Origin of the sequence: Jiangella mangrovi (assembly GCF_014204975.1) — a bacterium.
Taxonomy (GTDB): Bacteria; Actinomycetota; Actinomycetes; order Jiangellales; family Jiangellaceae; genus Jiangella; species Jiangella mangrovi.
The window spans coordinates 6,691,914-6,718,749 of the sequence record NZ_JACHMM010000001.1 but is presented as its reverse complement, the minus strand read 5'-3'; the positions used below and the strand labels follow the sequence as shown (position 1 = coordinate 6,718,749).

24 protein-coding genes and 1 pseudogene are annotated in these 26,836 nt (G+C 72.1%); 14 read left to right on the top strand and 11 right to left on the bottom strand.

Annotated elements, in window-relative coordinates; translation table 11 throughout:
* Positions 1–51: 51 nt before the first annotated feature.
* The 3 genes from HD601_RS31030 to HD601_RS31020 form a co-directional block, all read right to left on the bottom strand.
* Positions 52–1,092 carry an ABC transporter permease subunit gene (locus HD601_RS31030; RefSeq protein ID WP_221441464.1) on the bottom strand — a complete coding sequence of 347 codons (1,041 nt, stop codon included), beginning with the start codon at positions 1,090–1,092 and terminating at the stop codon, positions 52–54.
* Positions 1,093–1,109: 17 nt separating this feature from the next.
* Positions 1,110–2,672: an ABC transporter substrate-binding protein gene (locus tag HD601_RS31025; protein ID WP_184828591.1), complete on the bottom strand. Its 1,563-nt coding sequence runs from the start codon at positions 2,670–2,672 to the stop codon at positions 1,110–1,112.
* A 161-nt stretch (positions 2,673–2,833) separates the two neighbouring features.
* Complete coding sequence (locus tag HD601_RS31020; protein ID WP_184828589.1) at positions 2,834–3,841, bottom strand: NAD-dependent epimerase/dehydratase family protein; 1,008 nt, start codon at positions 3,839–3,841, stop codon at positions 2,834–2,836.
* A 150-nt stretch (positions 3,842–3,991) separates the two neighbouring features.
* On the opposite strand from HD601_RS31020, the gene HD601_RS31015 reads away from it, so the two are divergent.
* Together HD601_RS31015 and HD601_RS31010 are read left to right on the top strand one after the other, a co-directional pair.
* Positions 3,992–4,966 (top strand): succinylglutamate desuccinylase/aspartoacylase family protein, encoded by a 975-nt coding sequence (locus tag HD601_RS31015; RefSeq protein WP_184828586.1) that lies wholly within the window; start codon positions 3,992–3,994, stop codon positions 4,964–4,966.
* Positions 4,963–6,063, top strand: coding sequence for a pyridoxal-phosphate dependent enzyme (locus HD601_RS31010; RefSeq protein WP_184828584.1), 1,101 nt, complete (start codon positions 4,963–4,965; stop codon positions 6,061–6,063). The genes HD601_RS31015 and HD601_RS31010 overlap by 4 nt, the downstream gene beginning before the upstream one ends.
* Here HD601_RS31010 and HD601_RS31005 read toward each other — a convergent pair.
* Both HD601_RS31005 and HD601_RS31000 read right to left on the bottom strand, forming a co-directional pair.
* Positions 6,048–6,968 carry an SMP-30/gluconolactonase/LRE family protein gene (locus HD601_RS31005; protein WP_184828581.1) on the bottom strand — a complete coding sequence of 307 codons (921 nt, stop codon included), beginning with the start codon at positions 6,966–6,968 and terminating at the stop codon, positions 6,048–6,050. The genes HD601_RS31010 and HD601_RS31005 overlap by 16 nt on opposite strands.
* Before the next feature lie 75 nt (positions 6,969–7,043).
* On the bottom strand, positions 7,044–7,940 hold the full coding sequence (locus HD601_RS31000; RefSeq protein ID WP_184828579.1) for an IclR family transcriptional regulator: 897 nt from the start codon (positions 7,938–7,940) through the stop codon (positions 7,044–7,046).
* A gap of 286 nt (positions 7,941–8,226) precedes the next feature.
* Here HD601_RS31000 and HD601_RS30995 point away from each other — a divergent pair, with 286 nt between their 5' ends.
* From HD601_RS30995 to HD601_RS30960, 8 genes are all read left to right on the top strand, one after another.
* Positions 8,227–9,498, top strand: a complete 1,272-nt coding sequence (locus HD601_RS30995; RefSeq protein ID WP_184828576.1) for an aspartate aminotransferase family protein — start codon at positions 8,227–8,229, stop codon at positions 9,496–9,498.
* A complete protein-coding gene (locus HD601_RS30990) occupies positions 9,495–9,863 on the top strand; it encodes a Rid family hydrolase (RefSeq protein WP_221441463.1) in 369 nt (122 codons plus the stop codon). Before HD601_RS30995 ends, HD601_RS30990 begins: the two co-directional genes overlap by 4 nt.
* Before the next feature lie 3 nt (positions 9,864–9,866).
* Positions 9,867–11,372 carry a M81 family metallopeptidase gene (locus HD601_RS30985; protein ID WP_184828572.1) on the top strand — a complete coding sequence of 502 codons (1,506 nt, stop codon included), beginning with the start codon at positions 9,867–9,869 and terminating at the stop codon, positions 11,370–11,372.
* The gene (locus HD601_RS30980) at positions 11,369–12,934 is read left to right on the top strand and encodes a class I adenylate-forming enzyme family protein (protein ID WP_184828570.1); all 1,566 of its coding nucleotides are present in this window, start codon (positions 11,369–11,371) and stop codon (positions 12,932–12,934) included. The genes HD601_RS30985 and HD601_RS30980 overlap by 4 nt, the downstream gene beginning before the upstream one ends.
* A gap of 29 nt (positions 12,935–12,963) precedes the next feature.
* Positions 12,964–14,907, top strand: coding sequence for an alpha-ketoacid dehydrogenase subunit alpha/beta (locus tag HD601_RS30975; RefSeq protein WP_184830299.1), 1,944 nt, complete (start codon positions 12,964–12,966; stop codon positions 14,905–14,907).
* 160 nt (positions 14,908–15,067) lie between these two features.
* Positions 15,068–16,321, top strand: a complete 1,254-nt coding sequence (locus HD601_RS30970; protein ID WP_184828568.1) for a hypothetical protein — start codon at positions 15,068–15,070, stop codon at positions 16,319–16,321.
* A gap of 364 nt (positions 16,322–16,685) precedes the next feature.
* Positions 16,686–17,336, top strand: a complete 651-nt coding sequence (locus HD601_RS30965) for a hypothetical protein (RefSeq protein ID WP_184828566.1) — start codon at positions 16,686–16,688, stop codon at positions 17,334–17,336.
* Between the two features lie 44 nt (positions 17,337–17,380).
* On the top strand, positions 17,381–18,025 hold the full coding sequence (locus HD601_RS30960; protein ID WP_184828564.1) for a hypothetical protein: 645 nt from the start codon (positions 17,381–17,383) through the stop codon (positions 18,023–18,025).
* Positions 18,026–18,044: 19 nt separating this feature from the next.
* On the opposite strand, the gene HD601_RS30955 is transcribed toward HD601_RS30960, so the two are convergent.
* Entirely contained in the window at positions 18,045–19,031 is a 987-nt protein-coding gene (locus HD601_RS30955) for an SDR family NAD(P)-dependent oxidoreductase (RefSeq protein WP_184828562.1), read from the bottom strand.
* Between the two features lie 314 nt (positions 19,032–19,345).
* On the opposite strand from HD601_RS30955, the gene HD601_RS30950 reads away from it, so the two are divergent.
* Positions 19,346–20,566, top strand: coding sequence for an IS110 family RNA-guided transposase (locus HD601_RS30950; RefSeq protein ID WP_184818979.1), 1,221 nt, complete (start codon positions 19,346–19,348; stop codon positions 20,564–20,566).
* A 21-nt stretch (positions 20,567–20,587) separates the two neighbouring features.
* Here the strand turns inward: HD601_RS30950 and HD601_RS30945 are convergent, their stop codons facing one another.
* From HD601_RS30945 to HD601_RS30935, 3 genes are all read right to left on the bottom strand, one after another.
* Positions 20,588–20,827: a helix-turn-helix domain-containing protein gene (locus HD601_RS30945; RefSeq protein ID WP_221441461.1), complete on the bottom strand. Its 240-nt coding sequence runs from the start codon at positions 20,825–20,827 to the stop codon at positions 20,588–20,590.
* Between the two features lie 54 nt (positions 20,828–20,881).
* Entirely contained in the window at positions 20,882–21,106 is a 225-nt protein-coding gene (locus tag HD601_RS30940) for a helix-turn-helix domain-containing protein (RefSeq protein ID WP_238992240.1), read from the bottom strand.
* Positions 21,107–21,189: 83 nt separating this feature from the next.
* On the bottom strand, positions 21,190–21,459 hold the full coding sequence (locus HD601_RS30935) for a helix-turn-helix domain-containing protein (RefSeq protein WP_343076466.1): 270 nt from the start codon (positions 21,457–21,459) through the stop codon (positions 21,190–21,192).
* Positions 21,460–21,547: 88 nt separating this feature from the next.
* Between HD601_RS30935 and HD601_RS30930 the strand changes: the two genes are divergently transcribed.
* From HD601_RS30930 to HD601_RS30920, 3 genes and pseudogenes are all read left to right on the top strand, one after another.
* Entirely contained in the window at positions 21,548–22,645 is a 1,098-nt protein-coding gene (locus HD601_RS30930; protein ID WP_184828560.1) for a DNA glycosylase AlkZ-like family protein, read from the top strand.
* Between the two features lie 204 nt (positions 22,646–22,849).
* On the top strand, positions 22,850–23,344 hold the full coding sequence (locus HD601_RS30925) for a DUF3145 family protein (RefSeq protein WP_184828558.1): 495 nt from the start codon (positions 22,850–22,852) through the stop codon (positions 23,342–23,344).
* 238 nt (positions 23,345–23,582) lie between these two features.
* Positions 23,583–23,913, top strand: a pseudogene (locus HD601_RS30920) (NUDIX domain-containing protein); the annotation flags it as partial.
* Between the two features lie 208 nt (positions 23,914–24,121).
* Here the strand turns inward: HD601_RS30920 and HD601_RS30915 are convergent.
* Positions 24,122–25,576 carry an acyl-CoA carboxylase subunit beta gene (locus HD601_RS30915; RefSeq protein ID WP_184828556.1) on the bottom strand — a complete coding sequence of 485 codons (1,455 nt, stop codon included), beginning with the start codon at positions 25,574–25,576 and terminating at the stop codon, positions 24,122–24,124.
* On the bottom strand, positions 25,576–26,835 hold the full coding sequence (gene fabF / locus HD601_RS30910) for a beta-ketoacyl-ACP synthase II (protein ID WP_184828554.1): 1,260 nt from the start codon (positions 26,833–26,835) through the stop codon (positions 25,576–25,578). Before fabF ends, HD601_RS30915 begins: the two co-directional genes overlap by 1 nt.
* Position 26,836 lies beyond the last annotated feature (1 nt).

Here is a 26,836-nt window from a genome sequence, read left to right as displayed (position 1 = left end):
GTGGAGTATCGAGGCGCGAACGAGCGAAAGTCTCCGGGATCCCGTTCGACATCATGCAACCGCCTCCACGCTTCGTGGACTGAGAAAGAGGTAAAGGAGGTCGATGACGAGATTCACCACGACGAACGATGCGGCACCGACGATCGCGACCCCTCGAACGACGCCAAGGTCGCCTTGAGTCACCCCGGCGATCAGGAGGTGGCCCATCCCGGGAACGTTGAAGACGACCTCGACCAAGATCGCGCCCGACATCATGGCGCCGACATAGATGCCCAGCACGGTGAGCGGTCCGGTCATCGCGTTGCAGAGCACGTTCCTCCACAGGACCGCCGCCATCGGCACTCCGGCGCCGACTGCGGTTCGGACGTAGTCCTTGTCGAGCTCGTCGGCCACCGATGCGCGGACGACCCGCGTCAACGCAGCGGTGACCGGCAGGGCGAGCACGACAGCCGGACCGATCAAGGTCGACAGCCACTCTGAGAACCCGTTGCCGATCGGCATGTGTCCGCCGGATGGCAGGACCCCCAGCGATACCGCGAAGAGCTGTATGAAGAGGAGTCCGATCCAGAACTGCGGGGTCGCATAGAACACAGCCGCGGCGGAGCTGATCACGCGGTCGGTAGCCCTTCCCTCACGCCAGGCGGCAAGCACTCCGAAGCCGAAGGAGAGCACGACGGCGATGAGCGACGTGAGCAGCAGAAGCTGCAATGTCACGGGCAGGGCCATGGCGACCAGCTGATTTACGGACTCCGACCGAACCACCGAGTCGCCCAGGTCGAACTGAGCGAGGTCGGCGAGGAATCGGAGGAAACGCAGGGGAAGCGGATCGTCCAGACCGTGCTCGGCGGCGAACTGTGCCCGTGCTTCTGCGCTGGCGAAGATGCCCAGACGGGCTCGCGCGGGATCGTTCGGGGACAGATCGACGGCTACGAAGACCGCAAAGCAGGCTCCGATCAAGAGCAGCGGTGCGCCTGCCACCCGCCTGATGACGAGTCTTCGTGCGATGGAACGGCTGAGCCGGCGGTTGGCGTCGGGCCCTCCGTTCGCGGCGGAATTCCGCGCTGGGCGTGTGTCGAGAAGGTTCGCGGTCACTTCGCTCCTTGGGCTGTTCAGCCCTGGACGTCATCGAGTGCCAGGCCGGCGGCCGGTAGCGCCTTGAAGCCGTCGAGGGAGTCGTCCCATGCCGTGATCTGCTTCTTGAAATGCAATGGGACGATGGGAACCTCATCCTGGATGATGTTCTGAACCTCTTCGAGGATTCGTTCTCTCTCAGCGTCGTTCGTCGAGAGGGACACGGATCGAAGGAGCTCTTGCACCCGGGTCGCCTCGGGCGTCAGCCAATAGAAGAACCCGGTCTGGAATGTCCCGACCCAGAGGAAGCGGATCATGAACTCTGCGTCGGCGGCGTAGACCGAGGGGTCGGTCAAACCCAGCCATAGCCCGTAGTTGCCCTCAGTTACACGGGAGACATGCGCGACACCTTCGCCGGGGATCATATTCGGTTCGAATCCCGCGGACCGGAGGTTCTCCTCGATGATGGGGCCCTGCGATCCGAGGAACTCGACGTTGGTGGTCACGAGCACGTCGATGGGCACGCTCTGATCGCCGTAACCGGCCTCGGCGAGCAGCTCACGAGCGCGCTCTGGGTCGTGTCGATAGACCGTTTCGGCTTCCACCGCTCCGGAGATCTCCGCGGACAGACTTTGAGCCCACGCGGGCTCCGCCTGGCCGAAGAACGATGACTGCGTCACCGAGTCGCGGTCGATGGCGTAGGCGACGGCCTGGCGCACGCGAACGTCATCGAACGGTGGCTTCCCGCAGTTGCACATGAGGTAGGTGATCAGCGCGCTCGGCGCAGCCTCCGTCCGAATGCCGTTCGCTGTCGACAGTTCCTCGTAGGCACTGGCCGGAACGTCCTCGATCGCCCTGAACTGTCCCGTGCGTAGGCCGGAGATGCGGGCATTGGCGTCAGCGACGACGCTGATGTCGACGCGCTCGTAATGGAACTCGCGGGCACCCGTGTACTCGGTGAATCGCTCGAGGCTGATCCTCTCGCCCGAGACGGCGGACACCACACGCAGCGGGCCGCTGCCGACGGGCTCGAGCACAAGTGCATCGGCCGATGCCGTCACTGCCGCTTCTGACAGGATTCCGGGGATGAGCGCCAGGCGCTCGGCGAGGCGAGTAGTGGGTGCCGTGAGTTCGATCTCGATCTCGGTCGCGCTCGGAGCGCGGACCGCTGCGATGATCTCGAAGGTCTGTGCGAAGGGGGACGCCGTCTCCGGATCCTTGATGCGATTGATCGTGTAGACGACGTCGCTTGCTGCCAGCGTGCTCCCGTCATGCATGCGAACGTCGTCGCGGATGGTCAGGCGGTAAGTGGTCGGCGTGATCTCCTCGGGGAGACCTACCGCGATCTCGGGTGAGATCTCGGAACGCGGAGTGAATTTGTCGATGCTATAGAGCGATTCGTAGACGTAATCGTTGACGGTGATGGTTCCGAACTGGATGGCGGTGGTCGGGTCGAGATCGCTGAACGGATTCGCCATGGCGACGGCCAAGGAGTCGGGCGACTCGCCGGCGTCTTGATCCTGCGATGACGATGCGCTCTCGCTCGTGCATGCCGCGATGGGTAGGCCGACCGCGGCGGCGCCCATGGTCAATCCGGTCATCCGGAGAAACTGTCGGCGGGACGCGAGTAGTGGCCAAAGACCCTCGAAGTCGTCCTCGTGCCTGCTCGTATTCATTCGAGCCTCCGACCTGCGGGAAAACGAAACAGGCGTTTCAAGGTACGTTAGGATCGTTGCTGCCGTCGTGTCAACGTGGTCGTGGCTCACAAACGTGGCCGTGCCGCCGTGGCGGCCATGGAGCGAAAGTCGAAGCGGGGCTCGAAGCCGAGCATGGTGCGGGCACGGCGGATGTCGAGCTCGAGGTGGTGGGCCATCGGCATCTCGACCATCAGTTTCGGCACGCCGTAGGCGTCGGCGATGGCAGCCGCTCCGTCGTCGTGGGAGGTGGGGCGGGCGGCGGCGAGGTTGAAGGCGTGGCCGACGGCCTCGGGCTCGGTGAGGGCCAGGTAGAGGCCGTCGACGGCGTCGCGGACGTCGAGGATCGAGAGGGTCCAGGGTGTGCCGTCGGGGCCGGTCAGGCCCACGGCGGTGTCGCCCGGCGCGTCGCCGGTCTGGGCATCGAAGATCTTGACCAGGTCGGGTTGACCGTCGAAGAGATGCCAGATGTGGCAGTCCTTGCCCAGGGCCTGCCAGCTCAGGACGCGCCGCCAGAAGTCGAGGCGGAACATGTCGCCGACCTCCTCGGGGCTGACGACGGTCGCGAACCGGGTGATGGCGAAAGGGATGTCGTACTGGGCGGCGTGGTTGCGCAGGATGTACTCGCCCAGCAGCTTGCCGGTGCCGTAGTAGTCGGCCGGTTCCTGCGGCGAGTCCTCGGTCAGCGGCACGGCGGGCGGCGCGCCCGGGCGGTAGGTGCCGTCGGAGCTGGCCAGCACGAACCGATCGATCGGGACGCCGGCCTTCACGACGCCCTCCAGCAGCCGGAGGGTGCCGAACGCGTTGACGTCGTAGAAGCGGTCGACGGGGGTGTCGCCGCGGATCAGCTGGGCCGCGAGATGGACGACATGGGTGACGTTCTTGCAGGCGGCGTCGATGGCCGGCTGGTCGCCGAGATCGGCCTCGACGACCTCGATGTCGGGGAACGGGTCGAGCTTGCTGCGCAGCGGGTCGCCCGGTAACACCATGGCTTTCACGTCGGCGCCGGCGGTCACGAGCCGCCGCACCATGTTCGCGCCCACCCTGCCTGCCGCACCGGTCACCAGAACTCGCATGTCGCGCCCACTTCCGTCGTCGTCGTGCCGCCGCGTTCGTGTGGTGCGGCGGGCGATGGCCGTCCGCTATGGTGGCGAGAATGGAACCTGAGTTTCATTAATCCTAGACGGCGACCTCCATGGACTCAACGCGGTAGGACGAGCGACGACATGGGCGAGGTGGCGATGGAGCGAGCTGATCAGGCGTCGAACGAGCAGACGGCGCTGGCGGGCGGGGCGGTGCTGACGACGGTCCGCGGTGGCCCCGGGCCGACGGTCGCGCTGCTCGGCGGGGTGCACGGTGACGAGGACGAGGGGGTCCTCGCGGTGCTCCGGGTCGTGCGCGAGCTGGCCGGCGCGCCGCTGGCCGGGACGGTGCGGGCGGTCGCGCGCGCCCACGCGGCGGCCTGGGCGGCGGGCAGCCGGACCGGTCCGCTCGACGGCGGCAACCTCGCGCGCTGCTTTCCCGGCGATCCGAAGACCGGCCCCACGGCCGGGGTCGCGGCGTCGATCACCGAGTCGGTCATCGACGGCGCCGACGTCCTGATCGACCTGCACTCGGCCGGCGTGGCGTACCGCATGCCGCTGTTCTGCGGGTTCATCCGTGACGCGGGCGACGCCGAGGGGTCGAGCCGGGCGGCGACCGCGTTCGGGGCGCCGCTGATCTGGGCGCACTCGGGAGCGCCGCCGGGACGGAGCCTGTCCGTGGCGGCCGACCTCGGCATCCCGGCGGTCTACGCCGAGTGCGGGGGCGGCGGCGGCATCCGCGGCGAGCACCTGGACGCCTACACCCGCGGCGTCCTGGGGGTCCTCGCGGAGTTCGGGCTGCTCCCGCCGTCGTGGCGGCCGCCTGAACCCGCCGCGACGACCTGGGTCTACGACGGCGGCGGCGACCTCGACGCCGGGGTGCTCGCGGCCCACGACGGGTTCTTCGTCAGCGCGGTCGACGCCGGCGAGCGGGTGACTCCGGGAGCGGAGATCGGCCGCCTCCACGGCTACGACGGCGCCCTGCTCGAGACCGTGACGGCGCCGGCGGCGGGCATGGTGATGTTCCTGCGCCGCCGGGCCCGCACCCGCGCCGGTGACGTGCTCTTCGCGCTGGCCGGCCTCGACGACGGCGGCCTCGGCGACGGGGCGGGCGCGTGAGCGGGCTCGGAATCGGCCGGTTCGCGGCGGACCTGCCGGACGCCGGCGAGTTCGTGACCCTCGGCGAGGGCGACACCCCACTCGTGGACCTGCCCGTCCTGGCGCGACGGCTCGGCCTGGCCCGGCTCTCGGCCAAGATGGAGTCGCAGAACCCCACCGGCTCCTACAAGGACCGGGTGGCTGCGCTCTCGGTGTCGCTGGCGCGACAGCAAGGCAGGAACGGCTGGATCGCCTCGTCCTCGGGCAACGCCGGTCTCGCCATGGCCGCCTACGGTGCTCGGGCCGGGCTTCGTGGCTTCCTGTGCCTGGTCGCGTCGGCGCCGGTCGAGAAGCGACTCCCGGTGCTCCCGTACGGCGTCGAGCTCATCGGAGTCGACGGTGTGGGCGACGGCTCCACCGCCGCGGCGATCGACGCGCTGGTCAAGCAGTTGCGGATGGCCTCGGAACGGTACGACCTGTTCCTCGGCATCACGGCTCACGCCTTCAACCCCGACGGCATGCGCGGGATCGACACCATCGGCTACGAGCTGGCCGAACAAGCGCCCGATCTCAGCCACCTCTACGTGCCCGCCGGAGGGGGCGGGCTCCTGGCCGCGGTGACCCGAGGGCTGCGTGCGCGCGGGATGCGCGCGCGCACCATCGCCTGCCAGCCGTCGGGCTGCGCGCCGATCGTGGCTTTTCTCGACGGAGCCATCGCGACGCCGGCCATCGATCGTTGTGAGAGCGGGATCTCGGCCTTGCAGATCCCCGATCCGCCCGACGGCGACCTGGCCGCCCAGGCGGTGATCAGCACGCAGGGCTGGGGCACGGCGGTCGGCGACGACGCCATTCTGGCTGCTCAGCGCATGCTGGCCGAGGTCGAGGGCCTGTTCGTCGAGCCGGCCGCCGCGGCCACTCTGGCCGGCCTCGTCGCTGACGTCGAGCGAGGACGAGTGGCGCCGGACAGCCGGCCGGTGCTCGTCCTGTCCGGCGCGGGGTGGAAGGACCTCGGCCGGATCGCCGCCGCGACGAGCGACCTCCCGGTCGTCGCGGCCACCGAGGTCGCTCACCACATCGGTACCTGGTTCGACGGGCGGAACGGTCAGTCGAGTTCGTAGGGGTGGTGCTCGAGCAGTTCCGCCGGGATGCCGTGCCGCGGGAAGGGGGTGCGGCGCTGGCCGCGGATGGGCGTGGTGACGACGAAGACGTCGCCGGCGAGGCGGCCCTGGCGGCCGTGCTGAGGGGCCGCCTGCGCCGCCGTCGTGATGTAGAGCTCGTTGCGGTGCGGGCCGCCGAACGCGCAGCTCGAGACGTTGGGGGTGGGGACGGCGACGGCGCCCAGGAGGCGGCCGTCGGGGGCGTAGCGGCGGACCTCGCCGGCGCCCCAGACGGCCAGCCAGAGGCAGCCCTCGCTGTCGACGGTGAGGCCGTCGGGGAGGCCGTCGCCCGACGGGACCTCGATGAACGGCTCGGGGTCAGACGGCACGCCCGCGCAGGCGTCCCAGCGGTACCGGTGGACGGTCTGCGCGATGGTGTCGACGTGGTAGAACCAGCGGCCGTCGGGGCTCCAGTCGAGGCCGTTGGACATGCCGATGCCCTCGAACAACGGCGTGGTGCTGCCGTCGGGGTCGACGCGGTAGAGGGCGCCGGTGAAACGCGGGTCGTGGGCCGCGGTGCCGGCGACGAACCGGCCGTCGGGGGCGCACTTGCCGTCGTTGAACTGGGTGGCGCGGTGCGGCTCGACCGGCTGCCAGAGGACGGGGAGGTCGTTCCAGCCGGCCAGCACCAGGACGCCGCGCCGTCCGGCGAGCAGGAACCCGCCGCCGTCGATGAGCGCCACACTGCCCAGCGGCTCACCGATCTCGCGGTACGCGACGTCGCGGCTGGTGCGGTCCCAGCGCCACAGGTGACCGGCGGGGATGTCGACCCAGTAGAGCGTGCCGGACGTGGGGTCGTAGACGGGGCCCTCGCCGACGTCCGCACGGCAGTGAACCAGCAGGCGCGGCTGAATCGTGTTCACCATCGTCCGTCGGTTCGTCCTCTCGTCACGGTCCCACCGCCCCGGGCCGACCGCCCCTGCGCCGCGGGCGGACGGGGGTCAGCCTCCTGTCGTTCGGTCGGTGCGGTAGGCGCCGGGCTCGCCGGCCAGGTGCGCGGCGACCTCGGCCAGCCGGGCGGCGACCACGGGGACCTCCTCCATGGCGAACCGCACGGAAGGCGCGCTGACGCTCAGCGCCGCGGGCAGCCGGGAGCCGAGGATCGCGACGGCGACGCAGCGTCCGTCGTCCTCGTTCTCGCCGTCGTCGACGGCGTATCCCTGGCGTCGGACTTTGTCGAGCTCGGCGAGGAACCTGTCGATGGACGTGATGGTGTGGCCGGTGCGGGGCTTGAGGTCGACCTGCTCGAGCAGCTCGACGACCTGGCCCGCGGGCAGTTGAGCGGCGATGGCCTTGCCCAGAGCGGTGCAGTAGAGCGGGTCGCGGCTCCCGCGCACGCTCACCATGCGCACCGTGCGTGGGCTCTCGGCGACCTCGACGTAGCGGACCGCGACGCCGTCCAGCACACCCAGGTTGGTGGTCTCGTCGGTCTCGTCGCGCAGCCGCTCCAGCCAGGGGCGGGCGCGGTCCTGCAGGACCTCGAGGTCGCGCGACTGCATGCCGACGAAGCCGAGACCGAGGCGGTAGCGGCCGCTGGCGTCGCGCTCGACGTATCGGTGTTTCTCGAGCGTCCAGAGGTAGCGGAACGCGGTGGCCTTGGCCATGCGGATGGACCGGTGGATCTCGACGAGCGACATGGGCTCGGTCGACTCCTGGAGCACGTTGAGCATGGACACGACCCGTTCGACGGACCGGTTGTTGTATTTGCGGGCTTGTTCGGGTGTCGCAGTGGCCGGGTCGGGCGCATCGTGGATGTCGAGATGCTCGTCGCCGGCCTCTGACGTGGACTCGTGGTCGAGGTCCTCGGGGTTGCGGCCTGCGGGCCGTCTGCGTGGCATGAGGCCGCCTCCGTGGGTTTCTGGATCCGAACCTGCAGTTTCAGACTGAGAATACCGGAATCAAGATCATCTGCCAGGGGCCAATTTCGCGGCGTTCGTCCCTCGCCGGCGCGCCCGATGGTCCATCGCCTCGATCCCGGTCGCAGGCGGATGCTGCGAACTGGCCCCCTTGACGCATGGTTTCTCACGATCGTAGCGTGATTTGCCAAGTGGAGCATCTGTTTCGATAAACAAAACGCGCCTGACCCGGAACCCGTGTCCAGCCCGTTCGGCAGGAGCCCGCCTCATGAGCACAGATGCTCGACCACACGTCCGTTCCCACGAGCTCCACCAGCGGGCCAGCCGCTGCACGCCCGGGGGCGTCCACTCCAACGTACGGCTGCCCGGCCCGCGGATCTTCTTCGAGCGGGCCGACGGCGCCTGGCTGCGAAGCGTCGACGGACACGACTATGTCGACTACCTGCTGGGCCAGGGCCCGAACTTCCTGGGCCACGCGCCCGCCGCGGTCCTCGCGGCGGTCAATGACGCGTGCCAGGACGGGGTGATCTTCGGCGGCCAGCACGAGATCGAGGTGCAGGCGGCCGAGCTGGTCTGCGAGACGCTCGGCTGGCCCGACATGGTGCGCTTCGGCGTCTCCGGCACCGAGGCGGTCCAGGCGGCGTTCCGGCTGGCCCGCGCGGTCACGGGCCGCACGAAGATCATCCGGTTCGAGGGGCACTACCACGGCTGGCTCGACAACGTGCTCATGGCGCCCGACGGCGACGGCTGGGGCACCGCGAGCGCGGGCCAGCTCGCCAGTCACCTCGACGACGTCGTGGTGCTGCCGTGGAACGACGCCGACCGGCTCGCCGACGCGCTGGCCTCCGGTGGCGACCAGGTGGCGGCCGTCATCATGGAACCGGTCATGATCAACGCCGGTGTCATCGAGCCGCTGCCCGGCTACCTCGAGCGCGTGCGCGAGCTGTGCACGCTGCACGGCGTCGTCCTGATCTTCGACGAGGTGCTGTCGGGGTTCCGGCTCGGGCTGGGCGGCGCCGCCGGCCGGTACGGCGTGGCGCCCGACCTCGCGACGTACGCCAAGGCGCTGGCCGCCGGCTGGCCGGTGGCGGCGCTGGCCGGGCGGGCGGACCTGATGGAGCGGTTCGGCACCGGCGAGGTCAACCACTCCGGCACCTTCAACGGCTCCGTCGTGGCGACGGCGGCGGTCAAGGCCAGCCTCGAGCGGCTGCGCGACGACCCGCCGTACGCCGCCATCGAGGAGCACGGCACCGCGCTCATGGCCGGCATCCGCGAGCTCGGCGAGACCCACGGCGTCCCGCTGCGGGCGGCCGGGCTGGCGGCGGCGTTCCACGTCTCGTTCGGCGACGCCGACGTCGTCGACTACCGGTCCCTGCAGCGGCTCGACCTCGCCCGGTACGAGCAGTTCGCCGACAAGCTGATCGACAACGGCGTCTGGGTGGCGCCGCGCGGGGTCTGGTACGTCTCGGCCTGCCACGGGCCGGCCGAGTTGGACGCCGCGCTGACGCGGTTCGGCAAGACCCTGGCGGAGTGGCTGTGACGGCGACCTCTCCCGACACCGCGCCGTTCTCGGCCTACGTCCAGGCCGGTCCGTTCGTCTTCGTGTCCGGCCAGGCGTCGGTCGACGAGGCCGGCCGGCTGGTGCCGGGCACCTTCGAGGAGCAGATGCGCCGCTCGATCGAGAACGTCCGGCGCGTGCTGGCGCTGGCCGGACTGGACCTGCGCCACGTCGTGCGGACCGGGTGCTATGTCCACGACCCCGCCGACGCGCCGGAGTTCAACCGCATCTACCTCGAGTACTTCCCCCCGCCGCGCCCGGCCCGCACGACGCTGACCGGCTGCCTCACCGAGCAGGTCCGGTTCGAGATCGACGTCGTCGCGTTCGCCGGCGACGGGGAGGGCTGACCGGTGCGGCTGGCCCTGCTCGGCCTGTTCCACGAGGCCAACACGTTCTCGCCGCTGCAGGCCGACCGGGCGCTCTTCGCCTCCGGCGGCGTCTTCCGCGGCGGGGGCATCGTCGACGAGTACGCGGGCTCGTCGACGACCATCGGCGGCTACCTCGCCGCGGCCGAGCGGCTCGGTGTCGAGGTCGTCCCGCTGACGTTCGCGTTCGTCAACCCGGTCGGGGCCGTCACCGAGGACGCCTTCGAGTGGCTCGCGGGCGAGATGCTCGACGACTTGCGGCGCGAGGGACCGTGGGACGGCGTGCTGCTCAACCTGCACGGCGCCGCCGTCGCCGCCCATCTCGACGACGCCGACGCGGAGCTGGCCCGGCGGGTGCGCTCGGTCGTCGGCCCCGACGTGCCGGTCGGGGCGGTGCTCGACCTGCACGGCAACGCCTCGCCGGCGCTGGTCGACGCGCTCACCGTCACGCTCGCCTACCAGACGAACCCGCACGTCGACGCGGCCGTGCAGGGAGCGCGTTGCACCGAGCTGGTGGTCCGGGCGGCGCGCCGAGAGATCGCGCCGGTCCAGGTGCTGGTGCCGCTGCCGCTGGTCGTGAACATCGCCCGCCAGGACACCGGCGAGGAGCCCATGGCCTCGCTCGTCGCCGCCGCGGAGCGGATCTCCGCGCGGCCCGGCATGCTCTGGGCCGGCGTGGTCGAGGGCTTCCCGTACGCCGACGTGCCGCACCTCGGGATGTCCTGCCTGACGCTGCACGACGGCGACCGCCTGGCGGCCGAGTGGGCGGCCTGGGAGCTCGCCGAAGCGGTGTGGAACCGTCGTGACGACCTGCAGGCCACCGGACTCACCGTCGATGAGGCCCTCGACCTGGCCGAGCGCGAGCCGAGCGGGCCTGTCGTCCTGCTCGACGTCGGCGACAACGTCGGCGCGGGCGCCCCCGGAGACTCCACCGTGATCCTCGAGGCCGCGGTACGCCGCGGCCAGCGCTCGCTGGTCCAGACGCTCTGGGATCCCGTCGCCGCCGCGACCTGTGTCGCCGCCGGCGTGGGCGCCGAGCTGAGCCTCAGTGTCGGCGCGCGGCACGGCCACTCCGCCGGCGCGCCGGTCCCGGTGAAGGGCCGGGTCCGGGTCATCTCCGACGGACGGTTCGAGGAGCCGGCGCCGACGCACGGCGGGTTCCGCTGGTTCGACATGGGCCCGACCGCCGTCCTCGAGACCGCCGACGGGCCCACTCTCGTCCTGATGTCGCGGCAGACCATGAACACCAGCCGGCGCCAGCTCACGTCCCTGGGCCTCGACCCGAGGTCGTTCCGGGTGGTCGTCGCCAAGGGCGTCAACGCCCCGCGGGCCGCCTATGCGCCCGTCGCCAGCCGGCTGGTCGTCGTCGACACCGACGGCATCACGGCCATGGGCCTGGAACGCTTCGAGTACCGGCGCCGGCGCCGCCCGCTCTACCCGTTCGAGCCAGCGCGGTTCCCCGTCCGGCCGGCGGAGGAGCCGAGCCGATGACGACGGCGGCGTTCGACCATCTCACGCTGGGCGCCGTTCTGGCGCACCGGGCCGCGGCCGACGGCGACCGGCCGTTCCTCGCCTACGCCGATCCGCTCGAGCCCGCGGCCGCCCGGACCTGGACCTACTCGGACTGCGCCGCCGGCGTGGCCGAGCTCGCGGCGCTCCTGGGCGAGCTCGGCGTCGGCCCCGGCGATCGCGTCGTGCTGCACCTCGAGAACGCGCCGGCGTTCGTCGTCGCGCTGCTGGCGATCACGGGGCTGGGGGCGGTCGCCGTCCCCACGGTGGCCCAGTACACCGCCGACGAGCTCGGCTACGTCGTCGAGCACAGCGAGTGCGCCGCCGTCGTCACGAATTTGCGGCACCAGGGCCTGGCCGAACGGGTGGCCGCCGGCGCGTCGGTCCCGCCGCCGGTCGTGTGCGGCACGACGGTGACCAACGGCCGACGCCGGGCTCGCACGACGACGACGCCGCTGCCGGACGATCCCGCCGGCCCGCCGGGGCGGCGCACCGCGCTGATCATGTACACGTCGGGCACCACGGGCCGGCCCAAGGGGGTCATGCTCTCGCACGCGGCGCTGCTGGCGGCCGGCGCGACGACCCGCGACCAGACCGCGCTGACACCGTCGGACCGCTCCTATTGCGTGCTGCCGCTGTTCCACGTCAACGCGATGTGCTTCCAGCTGATGCCGGCCCTGCTCACGGGCTCGCAGCTGGTGGTCGGGCCGGTGTTCAGCGCCCGCGCCTACTGGTCGGTGGTGGCGGAGCACGCGGTCACCGTAGGCAATCTCACGGCCGGGCCGCTGCGGATCCTGCTCGCCGCGCCCCCGGGACCGGGCGAGAGGGAGGCGGCGGCGTCGATGCGGCTGATGATGTACGCGCTGCCGCTCGACGGCGACGAGATCCGCGCCGTCGAGACTCGGTTCGGCGTGGCGGTGTCCATGGGCTGGGGGCTGACGGAGTCCGCCGCGTGCGGCACGCGCACCCCCGTCCACCTGGACCCGCGGCACGACTGGCAGTCGATCGGAACGGTGAGCCCCGGCTGGGACCTGCGGGTCGTGGGCGACGACGGGGCCGAGGTCGCGCCAGGCGGCGTCGGCGAGCTGCTGATCCGCGGCCCGTCGACCATGGCCGGCTACTTCAAGGACCCGGCGGCGACGGCCGAGGTGCTCGACGGCGGCGGCTGGCTGCGCACGGGCGACCTCGGCCGGGTCGACGACGGCTACGTGTTCTTCCACGACCGGCGCAAGGACGTCATCAAGGTCAAGGGCGAGAACGTCGGCGCCGGCGAGGTCGAACGGGTGCTGCTGGAGCATCCGCTGGTCGAGGAGTGTGCGGCGGTCGGCGTCCCCGACCCCATCCTCGGCGAGCGGCTGCTGGCCTTCGTCGTGCTGTCCGCCGGTGCCGCCGTCGACGACGACGCGCTGCGCGACCACTGCGCCGAGCGGCTGGCGTCGTTCAAGGTGCCGTCGCGGGTCGTGCCGGTGCCGGAGTTCCCGCGCACGTCCATCGGAAAGGTCCGCAAGGCCGGGCTGCGCGACCTCGCCCGGGCGCTCGCGTGAGCGCCGAGCTCCTCGAGCTGTACCGGCGCATGCGCCGCATCCGGCGGTTCGAGGAACGGGCCGGGCAGCTCTATCGCGACACCGAGGTGCCGGGGTTCCTGCACCTGTCCATCGGGCAGGAGGCCACCGCCGTCGGCGCCTGCTGGCCCCTGCGCGCCACCGACGCGATCACCTCGACGCACCGCGGGCACGGGCACTGCCTGGCCAAGGGGATGCCCCCGGCGCCGATGTTCGCCGAGCTCATGGGGCGCGACGCCGGCACCTGCCACGGGCGCGGCGGGTCCATGCACATCGCCGACCCCGCGCTCGGCGTCTACGGTGCCAACGGCATCGTCGGCGCCGGACTGCCGATCGCCGGGGGCGTGGCCACGGCGTTCCGCCTCACCGGGAACGACGGCGTGGTCGTGGCGTTCTTCGGCGACGGCGCCGTGGCGCAGGGGATGTTCCACGAGGCCGTCAACCTGGCCGCCGTCTGGGACCTGCCGGTGATCTTCTGCTGCGAGAACAACCACTATGCCGAGTTCTCGCGGGCCGCCGACCAGCACCGGGCCGGACTGGCCGACCGGGCGGGCGGCTACGGCATCGAGTACGCGCATGTCGACGGCAACGACGTCGTCGCCGTCGCCGAGGTCATGGCGAAACTGGTGGAGGGGCGCCGGCGGGGCGGCGGCCCCGTGCTGCTCGAGGCCGACACCTATCGCTGGCAGGGCCACTACGAGGGCGACCCGCAGCGCTATCGCGACGCCGGCGAGGTGGACGAGTGGCGCCGGCGCGACCCGCTCACCGTCGCCCGCGACCGGCTGCTCGCGCTCGGCGTCGGGTCCGCAGCCGTCGCCGTCGTCGACACCGAGGTCGACGCCGAGATCGAGGAGGCCATCGAGTTCGCCCGGGCGGCGCCGGAGCCGTCACCGTCGTCGCTGGGGGAGTATGTCGTGGCGCCGTCGGTCGCGGCGGTGTCCGAGACCGTTCCGGTCGCTGAGGCGGGGACGGGGGCGGGGGGCGAGCGGTACCGGGTGATGGACGCCGTCCGCGACGCCCTGGACCGCGAGCTGGCCGAGGACCCGGACGTCTTCGTCGCCGGCATCGACGTGGGCGCCGGCGGCAACGTCTTCGGGCTGACCCGCGGGCTGGCCGAGACGTACCCGGAGCGGGTGCGCGACACCCCGATCAGTGAGACGGCGATCGCCGGGCTCGCCGTCGGAGCCGCGATGGCCGGGCTGCGGCCGGTCGTCGAGATCATGTACATGGACTTCCTGGGCGTCTGCTTCGACCAGCTGCTCAACCAGGCGGCGAAACTGCGGTACATGACCGGCGGGCGAGCCCCGATGTCGCTCGTGCTGCGCACCCAGTTCGGCGCCGGGCGGTCCTCGGGCAGCCAGCACTCGCAGAGCCTCGAGGCGCTGCTCGCGCACATCCCCGGGCTCACCGTCGTCATGCCCTCGACGCCGGCCGACACCTACGGACTGCTCCGCGCCGCGATCCGCGACCCGAATCCGGTCGTGTTCGTGGAGCACCGGCACCTGTACGGGTTCCGCGGAGTGAAACCACCGCCGACTCATCTGGTGCCGCTCGGGCGCGCGGTCGTGCGGCGGCCGGGGACCGACGTCACGGTGGTGTCGTGGTCGCGGATGGTGCACGAGGCGCTGGCCGCCGCTGACGCCGTCGCCGCCGAGGGGATCTCGGTCGAGGTGGTGGACCTGCGGACCATCGTGCCGCTGGACCGCGCGACGGTGCTCGAGTCTCTGGCCCGTACGAATCGCCTGGTCATCGCCCATGAGGCGGTCCGCGACTTCGGGGTGGGGGCCGAGCTCGCCGCCCTCGCCGTCGACGAGGGGTTCTGGCACCTCGACGCCCCCGTCGTCCGTGTCGCCCCGCCGCCCACGCCGGTGCCGTACGCGCCGGCGCTCGAGCGGGCCTGGCTGCCCGGCGCCGAGGCCATCGCCGACGCCGTCCGCCGCCTCGTCCGCACCTGACGTCTCACCGTCCACGCCCGCAGGCGCAGCCCGCCCGGCTGCGCCCGCGGGCACTTGACGTGCCACGCGCCGTGCCGTATTAAAACTGTTGTATCAGTGAACGAAACACCCGAGCGTCGGTCCATCGGCTCCGATCGACCGCGGAATGGAGGGCCGACCCGTGTCCGTGGGCTTCCGATCGTTCCTCCACACGTTCTCCGGACCGGTCGTCGAGACCGTCGTCGACCACGTCGGCCGGTGGTCGGCAGCGAAGGAGATCGACGTCGACGCGGGGCGGCCGGGACGGTCCGAGCTCGACGCCGACGACGTCGTCACCGTGCTGGTGGCCGACGACGACACCGGCCGCCGGCTGTACCGCTGGCGCCGGCTGCACCCGCTCGCGCGCGGGGCCGAGGAGATCTGGCGCACCACCATCACCGCCGTCGAGGCGGGCGAGTCCGGCCCGGGGTGGATGTGGGTCGAGATCGAGGTGGCCGACGAGCCCGGCGACCGCGCGCCGAGGGTGCCGTTCATGTCGGTGCCGGCGGTCCTGCGCGGGCTGCTGCCCGACCTCGACTGCGCCGACGGCCTGGTGCCGGTGAGCACGGAGCCGCGCTGGGCCGGCAGTGCCGACCTTCCCGACCTGATGGACTACCTCGCCGACGAGTCCCGGCTCGGCCCGGTGTACGTGGCGCGGCAGGGCGCGCGCGACTCCGCCGAGTTCCAGACCTGGGCCACCAACGTCGCCTGGGAGGTCGTCAGCCTCGGGCACATGTTCCTGCTCCCGTCCGGCGTGGAGGACGAGTTCAACGACATGGTCGGCCCGAACCACGCGATCCCCGACGCCGCCATCCGCACGTACCTACCCGGCGTGCGCCTCGACGACCCGTTCGACCCGCGCCGGCACCAGATCCTCGGCAGCGTGCGCATCGACCGCACGGGCCCGCGGCGGCTGTCGTACATCCTCGGCCTGTCGCAGCGTGACCGGACGCTCAGCACCCCGCTGCCCGACGAGGTCGGGCTCGTCGACTCGGCACTGACCCTGCTCGAGAGCCGCATCGCCGACGACGCCGTCGTGGCCAGGCTGCCGGTGGTGACGGCGCCGACGGGGGCCGGCGGCGTGGGCGCCGCCACCCGCCGGCCCGTCGCCGACGGCGTGACGCACCAGTCGGCCAGTGGGCCGGCCGCCGGGCCGGACGGCGCGCCGGTCCAGGTGCTGACCCGGCGCGGCCAGCACCGCCGGCTCGTCGAGCTGCTGTCCGAGAACGACCGGCTCCGCGCCGAGAACGACGAGCTGCGCGGCGTGCTGAACGGTCAGGGCCACACCGGCGCCGCCGTCGTCGCGGCTCTGGACGCCCTCGAGCAGCAGGTGCGGTCGTTGCGGCAGCGGCTGGGCGTCGACGCGGCGGACTGGCGGCGGCTCAGCGCGTCGTAGTCCGCGGCCCGGGCGGCGATGAGATGTCGCAGCCGGAATTCGGCTGTCGAGCCGTCATTTCGGCGAGTCTTGTGGCAGACTTCGAGTCGACAGACAATGAGTAGCATTTTCCATGAGTTCGCACGATGCACCACTGGTGGCATCCGGTATTCGGCCCGGTTCGGCCGGCTGCGTCATGAGCAGTCGGGTTGCACATAGTCAGCGCCGTAGGACAATGGCTGATCAGGAGTTGGAGCTCGCCCGCCCATCTCGAACGAGGTGGTCCAGGTGTTCGACGCCGCTCGTGACCGCCCTGTCGGCTGTGACCCCGGGCCAGCCGGACAACCCGCCCTGCGAACCATGTCGTGCGAGCGAGGTGACCGGAATGGCTGACCTTCCCGCGAACCCGATGTCGATCGAACTGAGCGTGACCCACAGGATGCTGTGGTGGCAGACGGTCGACGAAGATGACCTCCCCGAACACTGGCACGTTTCCGCGGACGTGTGGAACCTCGACCTCTGCCGCCCCGAGCACCGTCACGTGGGCGACTTCTCCCTCGCGGTCGCCGACCTCAACGGCGACCGCAACCTCCTCGACAGCGTCGAGCTCGGCGAGTGGGCCCTCGAGTTCATCGCCGAGACCGTCCTCGACCTCGCCGAGGGGACCCTGGTCGCCGAGCTGGACGACCAGATCAGTGACGGCCTGCCGCGCATGGTGATCCTGCGCCGGTTCGAGCTCGCGCCCGCGTGGCGCGGTTTCGGCCTGGCCGGACCGCTCATCGCGGCCAGCCTCGAACGGTTCGCCGCCACCGCACGGCTGGCGGTCTGCCGCATCTCGCCGGCCGACTTCTTCGGGGTCGCGGGCGACCGCGTGTCCGCCGAGCTCACCTGCCTGCGGCTCGGCGCGCTGCTCGAGCGCATCGGCTTCTACCTGTGGCGCGGGGTGTACGTGGTCGACCTCCGCAACACGGCGCTCACCGACGCCAGCCTCGAACCCCTCGAGCGCTGGGGCCCCTACAGCGACCTGGACCAGTGAGGGGCGGGCCCACGACCGTGCTCAGCGCCCCACCGGCCAACCCGATGTCCGTCGAGCTGACCGTGCTGCAACGCCGTGCCTGGTGGCAACCCGACGACGAGCTCCGGCCCGAGGCGTGGGAGGTCACCGCCGCCGTCTCCGAGCTCGGCCTGTGCGCCCCCGAGGTGCGCCACGTCGCCGACCTGTCCGTCACCGTCGCCGACCTTCGGCGCGGCCGGGTGGCCCTCGACGCCGTCGTGCTGGGGGAGTGGGCGCCCGGTTTCCTCGCCCATGTGGTCGACGACGACGGCGGACGCCTGCTGCCCGAGCTCGAGGCCTGGGTCGGCGACGGACCGCCGCGGGTGGTGGTCGTGCGCCGCTACGAGCTCGCCGCCGCCTGGCGCGGGCACGGGCTCGGCCCCGTCCTGCTGGCCGGTGCGCTCGGCGCCTTCCTGCCGCTGGCCCGGCTCGCCGCGTTCCGGGTGGCGCGGGCGGCGCCCGCCGTGCCCGGCCGGCCGCACACCACCGGACTCGGCCGGGCCGCCCGCGAACGCGTGGCCGAGCGGCGGAGGGCGCGGCGGACCGCGGTGCTCGAGGAGCTCGGGTTCCGGCTCTGGGACGGCGTGCACGTGGCCGACCTGCGCAGCCCCGCGCTCGCCGACACCCGTCAGGGCGCCCTCGAGCGCTGGGAGCGCCTCGATTGGCACTGACCGCAGGCTGACCCCGTCGTCAGATGGTGGCGAGGGCGTCGACGCCGGTGAGGATGGCCGAGAGCGACCACAGCCGGGCCGCCTGCTCGGGGTCGACGGCGTAGTCCTTCACCCCGCTGGCGGTGGCGCCCTCACCGGCGGCCGGACCGGCGACGTCGCAGTCCTCGAGGTAGAGGCCGCCCAGGCCGTCGAGCTGGGGCGACGTCGCCGCGAGGACCTGCGTCGCCGCGCCCTGCTCCGGCGTCTTGAAGCCCTGCCCGAGCGGGTTGCCGGCCTCGTCGATCCAGCCGTAGCCGACCATCTCCTCCCTCGGCAGGTGGCGCTGCAACGGCGTCAGGATGCCGCCCGGGTGCAGCGCGAACGCCCGCACCCCGGCGTCCTTGCCGAGGGTGTCGAGGTGGACGGCGAACAGCACGTTCGCGGTCTTGGCCTGCCCGTACGCGAGCCACTTGTCGTACCGGGTCTCGAACTGCACGTCGTCCCAGCGGATCGGCGAGCGGTGGTGGCCGCGGGACGAGACCGACACGACCCGGGCGCCGCCGCCGGCGGACAGGGCCGGCCAGAGCCGGTTGACCAGCGCGAAGTGCCCGAGGTGGTTGGTGGCGAACTGCGCCTCCCAGCCCGGCCCGACGCGCGTCTCGGGGCAGGCCATGATTCCCGCGCTGTCGATGACGGTGTCGAGGCCGCGGCCAGACGCGAGGAACCGCTCGGCGAACCCGCGGACGCTCTCGAGATCGCCCAGGTCGAGCTCGTCGACCTCGACGGAGCCGGTGCCTGAGCCGCCGAGGCCGGCCAGGGCCTCGCGGGCGTGGTCCGGTCGCCGCGCCGGCACGACGACGTGCGCGCCGGCCGCGGCGAGCGCGCGGGTGGTCTCGAGGCCGAGGCCCGAGTAGCCGCCGGTGACGATCGCGACGCGCCCGGACAGGTCGAGCCCGGCCAGGACCTCGGTGGCGGTCGTGTGGGCGCCGAACCCGGTGCCGATCGGGTGTTGTTGCTCGATGGTCATGCTTCGACGCTACGAATTCGAGTGCGCTCGAAGTCAAGCCGCACGGAGCACGCCCTAATGGGGATCGACCGGCGTTTCTGCGTTGGCTGTTGTGCGTCGATGGGAAGGCTGGTCGTCGAGCCGCCGGCCGGTGAGCACTGCCACGCCTCGGAGATGGTTGATTCCTAGGGCTAGATCGTGCCCCGGCCGGTCGGTGAGGGCTGTCGTAGCGCTGATGGGGTGTCGTGCCGTGCGAGCACTGATCCATTAGGTCGCCGCCGAGGCCCTCGTGGCTCCGACCTGTGTCACGACATCGAGAGGGCTGAGGCGATGTGATGATCTTCGTGGGTGATGACTGGGCCGAGGACCACCACGACGTGCATGTCATGGACGAGGGCGGGACCCGGTTGGCGTCGCGGCGGCTTCCCGAGGGGCTGGCGGGCATCGGCGGGCTGCACGAGCTGATCGCCGGGTATGCCGACGAGCCGGGCGACGTGGTGATCGGGATCGAGATCGACCGGGGCCTGTGGGTCGACGCGCTGACCGCGGCCGGCTACCAGGTGTATGCGATCAACCCGCTGGCGGTGACCCGTTACCGCGACCGCCACCATGTGTCCGGTGCCAAGTCCGATGCCGGGGATGCCAAGCTTCTGGCCGATCTGGTCCGCACCGATCGGCACAACCACCGCCCGGTCGCCGGCGACACTGGCCAGGCCGAGGCGATCAAGGTGCTCGCCCGCACCCACCAGAGCCTGATCTGGGCGCGGAACAAGCACACCAACGCGCTGCGCTCGGCGTTGCGGGAGTACTACCCGGCCGCCCTGCAGGCCTTCGACGACCTGCATGATCGTGACGCGTTGGCGGTGCTGGGCCGTGCCCCGGCTCCAGCCGACGGCGCCCGGCTGACGATCGGTGCGATCCGTTCCGCGCTCAAGCACGCCGGGCGGCGCCGCAACCTGGACCAGCGGGCGGCGCAGATCCAGGCCGCGCTACGCACCGAACAGCTCACCGCGCCCGGCCCGGTGACGGCCGCGTTCGCTGCGACCACCCGCGCCACGGCCGGCATCATCGTGGAGTTGAACCGGCAGATCAGCGAGCTGGAAACCCAGCTCAACGACCATTTTGAGCAACACCCGGACGCCGACATCTACCTCTCCCTGCCAGGACTCGGTGATGTGCTCGGCGCCCGGGTGCTCGGTGAGTTCGGGGACGACCCCGACCGCTACACCACCGCCAAGTCTCGCAAGAACTACGCCGGCACGTCACCGTTGACCATCGCCTCGGGCAAGAAACGTGCCGTGCTCGCCCGCCACGTTCGTAACCGCCGCCTCTACGACGCGATCGACCAGTGGGCATTCTGCTCACTCAGCGCCAGCCCCGGATGCCGAGCGTTCTACGACCAGCACCGCGCCGCCGGGGACCTGCACCACCAGGCACTACGCGCCCTGGGCAACCGACTCGTCGGCATCCTGCACGGCTGCCTACGCCACCACACCCACTACAACGAACACACCGCCTGGGCCCACCGGGGCCAAGATCAACCAGAGGCCGCTTGACAAGTTACGCCCCTGGGATGTCTAGTCCGACAGGAGGTCCCGCGGGTCGGTGTCCAGGGCGGCAGCCAGGAGGTAGAGGTTGTCCAGCGTGAGGTTGCGGGCGCCGCGCTCGACGCCGCCGGAGAACTTGCCGCGATAGCCCATGCGCGCGTCCAGCTGCCGCTGGGTGAGTCCGAGCGCCGCGCGGCGGGCGCGCGCCGTCTCGCCGAAGGCCATGAGGAAGTCGGCCTTGCCGGCCTTGACGTCGTCGTGTGCGGGCATCCCCTCACCGTCGGGGCATGATGATCGTTCGTCGACAGACTATGGAGAGCACAGTCAGAGCAGATCGCGGGCGGTCACACCCAGGGCCTTGGCGAGGCGGTGGATGTTGAGCAGCGCGACGTTGCGTTCGCCCCGCTCGATCGACCCGACGTACGTGCGGTGGAGGTTCGCGCGGTCGGCGAGGTCCTCCTGGCTCAGCCCCAGCTCGCGGCGGAGCTCTCGGACGCGAGTGCCGAACGCGCTCAGGGCGCGGCGCTCGTCGTCGAGGGGCTGTGGCACCCGTCTACGCTGCGGGTCGCCCCGCTTCAAGATCTACAGACTATGAGTAGCATGAGGCGGTTCAGCGGATCGGGTCGCGCCGGTTATTCCGGCACTCCGGGCAGAACGGGCGGCGGGTGGGCGGGCAGAAGATCACGCGCGGGCCGCCCCAGCGCCTCCGCCAGCAGGTGCACGACGAAGATGGACGGCGTGCGTTCGGCGCGTTCGAGCATGCCGACGTAGGAGCGGTCCAGGCCGGCGGCGATCGCCAGTGCCTCCTGGCTCAGCTCGGGCTCGGCGGCGTCACGCAGCTCCTGCAGGCGCGCGGCGAACGCCTCGCGCAGCCCACGGGCATACTCCTCGGTCGTCGACACTCGTCCACGGTCGAGGGCTGGGCACTATGGGTCGACAGACTATGGATGGCATTCCACGCTGTCAGTGCCGGGTGGCAAGGTGGGATCCATGATCACTCGCGCGCAGGTGCTCGCCTACCGGGCGGCGGCCGCCGGCCTCTCCGGGCCCGGCGCCGGTGCCGAGGCGATCCTGGCGGTGGGCGTCCAGGACCACCCGGCCGGGGCGACGGCGCGGCTGGCGGTGGCACTGCGCGGGGGAGGGGGCGACGGCGTCCTCGTCCATTCCGTGCGGGCCGCCCTGCACCTGCACCGCGCCGACGACCTCGCCCTGCTGGCCGCGGCGCTGCGCATCGACGACGGCGCTCAGCTCGCCCCGCAGGCCATCGGCCCGTCCGGTGCCCAGGTCGGCGCCGGCTTCGGCGCGGCCGTCGACGAGGTCGCCGGGGTCATGCGCGAGGTCATGGCCGACGGCGACGCGCGCACCAAGGGCGAGCTGTCCGGGGCGGTCTCGCCGCGGGTCGCGCCGGCCCTCGCGCCGTGGTGCGCGGGCTGCGGCGTCCACCACGTCCAGGACGCGCTGTTCCGGTACGCGACGCTGCAGGCGCGGCTCGTCGCCGAGGTCGAGTCGGCCCGGGTGTTCCGGTTCCGCCGGGCGCCCGCGGACGGAGAGCACGCGGTCGACGCCGCGGGCGCGCGGGCCGAGCTGGTCCGCCGCTACGTCCACGTCGCCGGCCCGGTGCGCCCGGCCCACCTGGCCAGCTGGCTGTCGCTCACCCCGGCGGCGGCCAGGGACTGGTGGGCGCTCGTCGAGTCCGAGCTGTCCGAGGTCGACGCCGGCGGCCGGGCGGGCGCCGTCCTCACCGCCGACCTCGCCGCCCTCGACGACCCGCCGGCGCCCGGCGAGCTGCGGCTGCTCGGCCCCTACGACCCGCTCACCGAGCTGGCCGACCGCGAGCTCGTCCTGCCCGACGCCGCCCGGCGCAAGCAGCTCTGGGCGGCGGCGGCCAACCCCGGCATCGTGCTGCACGACGGCGAGATCGCGGCGACCTGGCGGCGGCGCACCAGCGGCAACCGGCTCACGCTGACGGCGACCCCGTTCGTCGCGCTCCCGCCCGGCTGGGCCGGCCACCCGGCGATCCAGTCCGATGCCGACGTGGTCAGGACCCTCGCCGGAGCCCGGGAGGTGCGCATCGAGACCGCAGGCTGACGCCGTCGCGACCGCAGGCTGACGCCGTCGCGACCGGCGGCCGGCGCCGTCGTCACTCCACAGCGCGAAGACACGCCGAGTCCGTCCGCCCCCCGGTACATGGCGGCCGGGCAACTCGTCGTGCACAATGGGACACGTCGCAGGTTCACCTGGACGGGAACGAGGTCGCAGGGGAAGGCGTCCCTCGAACCGCAGGAGGATCCGGTGACGACTCGTGGCGTCCTGTACGTCCACGCCGCAACGTCGGCGTTGTGCCCGCACATCGAGTGGGCCGCGGCCGGCGCTCTTGGCGTGCGCGTGAAGCTCGAATGGAGCCCACAGCCCGCCTCACCCGGCATGTACCGCGCCGAGCTGTCCTGGCAGGGTGCCTCGGGCACCGGCGCCAAGATCGCCTCGGCGCTGCGCGGCTGGATGCACCTGCGGTTCGAGGTGACCGAGGAGCCCAGTCCCGGCTGCGAGGGCGCGCGCTACTCGTACACGCCGACGCTCGGCGTCTTCCACGCCGTCACCGGTGTGCACGGCGACATCATGATCCCCGAGGACCGCATCAAGGCCGCCGTCGTCAAGGCGTCCCTGGGCGAGGCGGACCTCGAGGAGGAGATGCGCCGGCTGCTCGGAGCGCCCTGGGACGAGGAGCTCGAGCCGTTCCGGTACGCGGGCGACGGAGCCCCCGTCCGGTGGCTTCACCAGGTCGTCTGAGCAGCTCGGAGGCGCCGTCTCACGCGTCTCGAAATTCGTCCGCGACAGGGGCTTCACAAGCGGCGAAGACCTCGGTATGGTCACGGACAAGTAACACACCTCAAGACGTGGCCGCTCCGGCATCGGTGGTTGTCCCCGGCCCGGTGACCGGGAAATACAGCGGCCTCACCACGTAGTAGCGCCCCGGACCTCAGGGTCCGGGGCGCTCCGTGTGTCGGGCCTCGAGGGCCGGTCGGGCGAGGCGCCGGTCGACGCCGCGCGACGCGAGTTCACCGAGGAGCTCGGCCTCCCCGTGCCCGACGGCGACCTGGTGGAGCTGGGCACGGTGAAGCAGTCCGGCGGCAAGACGGTGACGGCGTGGGCCCTGCGCGGCGACCTCGACCCGGACGCCGTCGTGCCCGGGACCTTCGAGCTGGAGTGGCCGCCGCGCTCGGGCCGGATGCAGGAGTTCCCGGAGGTGGACCGGGGTCGAGTGGTTCTCGCTCGATGTCGCGCGCGAGAAGATCGTCAAAGCGCAGGCCGCCTTCCTCGACCGGCTGGCGGTGACTCGACGCTCGGCCGATGAGTGAGCGCCTACTGGCGCCATAGCCCCTGCAAACGCTCACACCATCCCTCGACCACGCACCTGGGTGAGGGAAGAGTGTCGCCAGGGCGACACCGATCCCTCACCCATCGCGCGAACAGATCAGCCCGAGCGGCGGGCGGCGGCCGCGACCAGGCGGCCCTCGAAGGAGGGCCGGCCGTGCGGCCCGGCGAACCGGGCCGCACCAAGGCGTTCTACAGCGGGATGTTGCCGTGCGAGCCGCGCTGCCCGGCGGGTGCGGCGGCGATGGCCGCGGCCAGTGCCGACCGGGTGACGGCGGGCTCGATGACCTCGTCGATGACGCCGATCTCGATGGCGCGATCGAGGCTGCCGGTGATGCGCTGGTGCTCCTCGGCGAGCTCGGCCTCGACCTGCGGGCGGACCTCGGGGGCCACCTCGGCCAGCTTGCGCCGGTGCAGGATGCGGACGGCGGCCACGGCGCCCATGACGGCGACCTCGGCGGTCGGCCAGGCGAACACCCGGGTGGCGCCCAGAGCACGCGAGTTCATCGCGATGTAGGCGCCGCCGTAGACCTTGCGGGTCACCAGCGTCACCCGCGGGACGGTCGCCTCGGCGAACGCGTGCAGCAGTTTCGCGCCGCGGCGGACGACGCCGTCCCACTCCTGGCCGACACCGGGCAGGTAGCCGGGGACGTCGACGATGACCAACAGCGGAACGCCGAACGCGTCGCACATGCGCACGAACCGGGCCGCCTTCTCGGCCGACGCGGAGTCGAGGCAGCCGCCGAGGCGCAGCGGGTTGTTCGCGATGACGCCGACGGTGCGTCCGCCGAACCGGCCCAGCGTGGTCGTGATGTTCGGCGCCCAGCGCGGGTGCAGCTCGAGCCCGGTGTCCTCGTCGAGCAGGTCGGCGACGATCGGGTGGACGTCGTAGGCGCGCTTCGCCGACTCAGGGAAGTGGACACCGAGGTCACGATCCGAGACGGCGTCGACGTCGAGCGAGCCCTGCGCGCCCAGCAGCGACCCCAGGTGCCGCGCGTGGTCCAGCGCCTCGCGCTCGGTGCTGGCGACGACGTGGACGACGCCGGAGCGCCGGCCGTGCGGCTCGGGGCCGCCGAGGCGCAGCATGTCGACGTCCTCGCCGGTGACCGAGCGGACGACCTCGGGGCCGGTCACGAAGACGCGGCCCTCGGGTCCCATGATGACGATGTCGGTGAGCGCCGGGCCGTACGCGCCGCCGCCGGCGGCCGGGCCGAGCACCACGGACAGCTGCGGGATCTTGCCCGACGCGCGGGTCATGATCGCGAAGATCTCGCCGACGGCGTGCAGCGAGAGCACGCCCTCGGGCAGCCTCGCGCCGCCGGAGTGCCACAGGCCGATGATCGGGACACCGTCGGCCAGCGCCCGCTCGTACGCCTCGACGACCACGCGGCAGCCGTCGGCGCCCATGGCACCGCCCATGACGGTGGCGTCGGAGCAGAACGCGACGGCGGGCGTCCCGTGCACGGTTCCGACGGCGGCGAGCATGCCGCTGAGGTCGTCGGGGCTGATCAGCTCGAGCGAGCCCTCGTCGAAGTGGGCGGTGAGCCGGTGCTTCGGGTTGCGCGGGTCCTCGTCACGCGGCGGCTTCGCCGGCTTGCCCGGCGCGGCCGCTTTCTCCGATGCCGGGCGATCTGCCAGAGCGGTCATCAGGGCCTCCTGAAGGCGAGGACGACGTTGTGCCCGCCGAACCCGAACGAGTCGTTCAGGGCGGCCAGCGGACCGTCGTCGAGTTTCCGCGGGGTGGTGCGGACGATGTCGAGGTTGACGTCGTCGTCGACGTCGTCGACGTTCGCCGTGGGTGGTACCAGGCCGTGGTGCAGGGTGAGCACCGTGGCCAGCGACTCGACGGCGCCGGCGCCGCCGAGCAGGTGCCCGATCATGGACTTCGGTGCGGTGACCGGGATGGACGTGATCCGGTCGCCGAAGACGGTGTTGAGGGCCAGCGACTCCGCGACGTCGCCCGCCGGGGTCGAGGTGGCGTGGCAGTTGACGTGGGCGATGTCCTCGGGGGTCAGGCCCGCGTCGGTCAGCGCCTTGCGGATGGCCGTGATGACGCCGCGGCCGGACGGCTCCGGCTGGGCGATGTGGTGGGCGTCGGCGCTCATGCCGGCCCCCGCCACTTCGGCGTAGATCGTCGCGCCGCGCGCCTCGGCGTGCTCGGCGGACTCCAGCACCATGAGCGCGCCGCCCTCGCCGAGCACGAAGCCGTCGCGGTTCTTGTCGAACGGCCGGCTCACGGCGGTGGGGTCGTCGTCGCGCTTGGACAGCGCCATCATGTTCGCGAACGCCGCGATGGGCAGCGGCGAGATGACCGCCTCGGTCCCGCCGGCCACGACGACGTCGGCCCGGCCGAGCCGGATCATGTCGAGGGCGTAGGCGATGGCCTCGGCGCCGGACGAGCACGCGCTGACCGGGGTGTGCGCGCCGGCCTGCGCCTGCAGGTCGATGCTCACGTTGGCCGACGGGCTGTTCGGCATCAGCATGGGGATGGCCAGCGGCGACACCCGGCGCGGGCCTGCGTCGCGGAGCTGGTCGTAGTTCGAGAGCAGCGTGGTGAGCCCGCCGATGCCGGAGGCGCACACGACGCCGACGCGCTCGGGGTCCAGCCCCGCCGCGCTCGACTTGCCTTCGAAGCCCGCGTCGGCCCACGCCTCGCGGGCGCAGATCAGCGCGAACTGGGCCGAGCGGTCCAGCCGCCGGGCCTCGACGCGGGGGAGGACCTCGGAGGGGTCGACGGCCGCCGGTGCGCCGATCTGCACCGGCAGCTCGGCGACCCACTCCTGGGTCAGCTTGCGCACGCCGGACCGGCCGGCGAGCAGGGACTCCCAGGTCGACGCCACGTCGCCCCCGACGGGCGTGGTGGCGCCGAGCCCGGTGACGACGACTCGTGCCTGGGAACGTGCCATG

What these genes read in the sequence shown, in the direction of transcription:
- HD601_RS31025 (WP_184828591.1), bottom strand. Translation starts at nt 2,672, where the DNA reads ATGACCGGATTGACCATGGGCGCCGCCGCGGTCGGCCTACCCATCGCG.
- HD601_RS31020 (WP_184828589.1), bottom strand. Translation starts at nt 3,841, where the DNA reads ATGCGAGTTCTGGTGACCGGTGCGGCAGGCAGGGTGGGCGCGAACATG.
- HD601_RS31015 (WP_184828586.1), top strand. Translation starts at nt 3,992, where the DNA reads ATGGGCGAGGTGGCGATGGAGCGAGCTGATCAGGCGTCGAACGAGCAG.
- HD601_RS31005 (WP_184828581.1), bottom strand. Translation starts at nt 6,968, where the DNA reads ATGGTGAACACGATTCAGCCGCGCCTGCTGGTTCACTGCCGTGCGGAC.
- HD601_RS31000 (WP_184828579.1), bottom strand. Translation starts at nt 7,940, where the DNA reads ATGCCACGCAGACGGCCCGCAGGCCGCAACCCCGAGGACCTCGACCAC.
- HD601_RS30995 (WP_184828576.1), top strand. Translation starts at nt 8,227, where the DNA reads ATGAGCACAGATGCTCGACCACACGTCCGTTCCCACGAGCTCCACCAG.
- HD601_RS30980 (WP_184828570.1), top strand. Translation starts at nt 11,369, where the DNA reads ATGACGACGGCGGCGTTCGACCATCTCACGCTGGGCGCCGTTCTGGCG.
- HD601_RS30975 (WP_184830299.1), top strand. Translation starts at nt 12,964, where the DNA reads ATGCGCCGCATCCGGCGGTTCGAGGAACGGGCCGGGCAGCTCTATCGC.
- HD601_RS30965 (WP_184828566.1), top strand. Translation starts at nt 16,686, where the DNA reads ATGGCTGACCTTCCCGCGAACCCGATGTCGATCGAACTGAGCGTGACC.
- HD601_RS30960 (WP_184828564.1), top strand. Translation starts at nt 17,381, where the DNA reads ATGTCCGTCGAGCTGACCGTGCTGCAACGCCGTGCCTGGTGGCAACCC.
- HD601_RS30955 (WP_184828562.1), bottom strand. Translation starts at nt 19,031, where the DNA reads ATGACCATCGAGCAACAACACCCGATCGGCACCGGGTTCGGCGCCCAC.
- HD601_RS30950 (WP_184818979.1), top strand. Translation starts at nt 19,346, where the DNA reads ATGATCTTCGTGGGTGATGACTGGGCCGAGGACCACCACGACGTGCAT.
- HD601_RS30945 (WP_221441461.1), bottom strand. Translation starts at nt 20,827, where the DNA reads ATGCCCGCACACGACGACGTCAAGGCCGGCAAGGCCGACTTCCTCATG.
- HD601_RS30930 (WP_184828560.1), top strand. Translation starts at nt 21,548, where the DNA reads ATGATCACTCGCGCGCAGGTGCTCGCCTACCGGGCGGCGGCCGCCGGC.
- HD601_RS30915 (WP_184828556.1), bottom strand. Translation starts at nt 25,576, where the DNA reads ATGACCGCTCTGGCAGATCGCCCGGCATCGGAGAAAGCGGCCGCGCCG.
- fabF (WP_184828554.1), bottom strand. Translation starts at nt 26,835, where the DNA reads ATGGCACGTTCCCAGGCACGAGTCGTCGTCACCGGGCTCGGCGCCACC.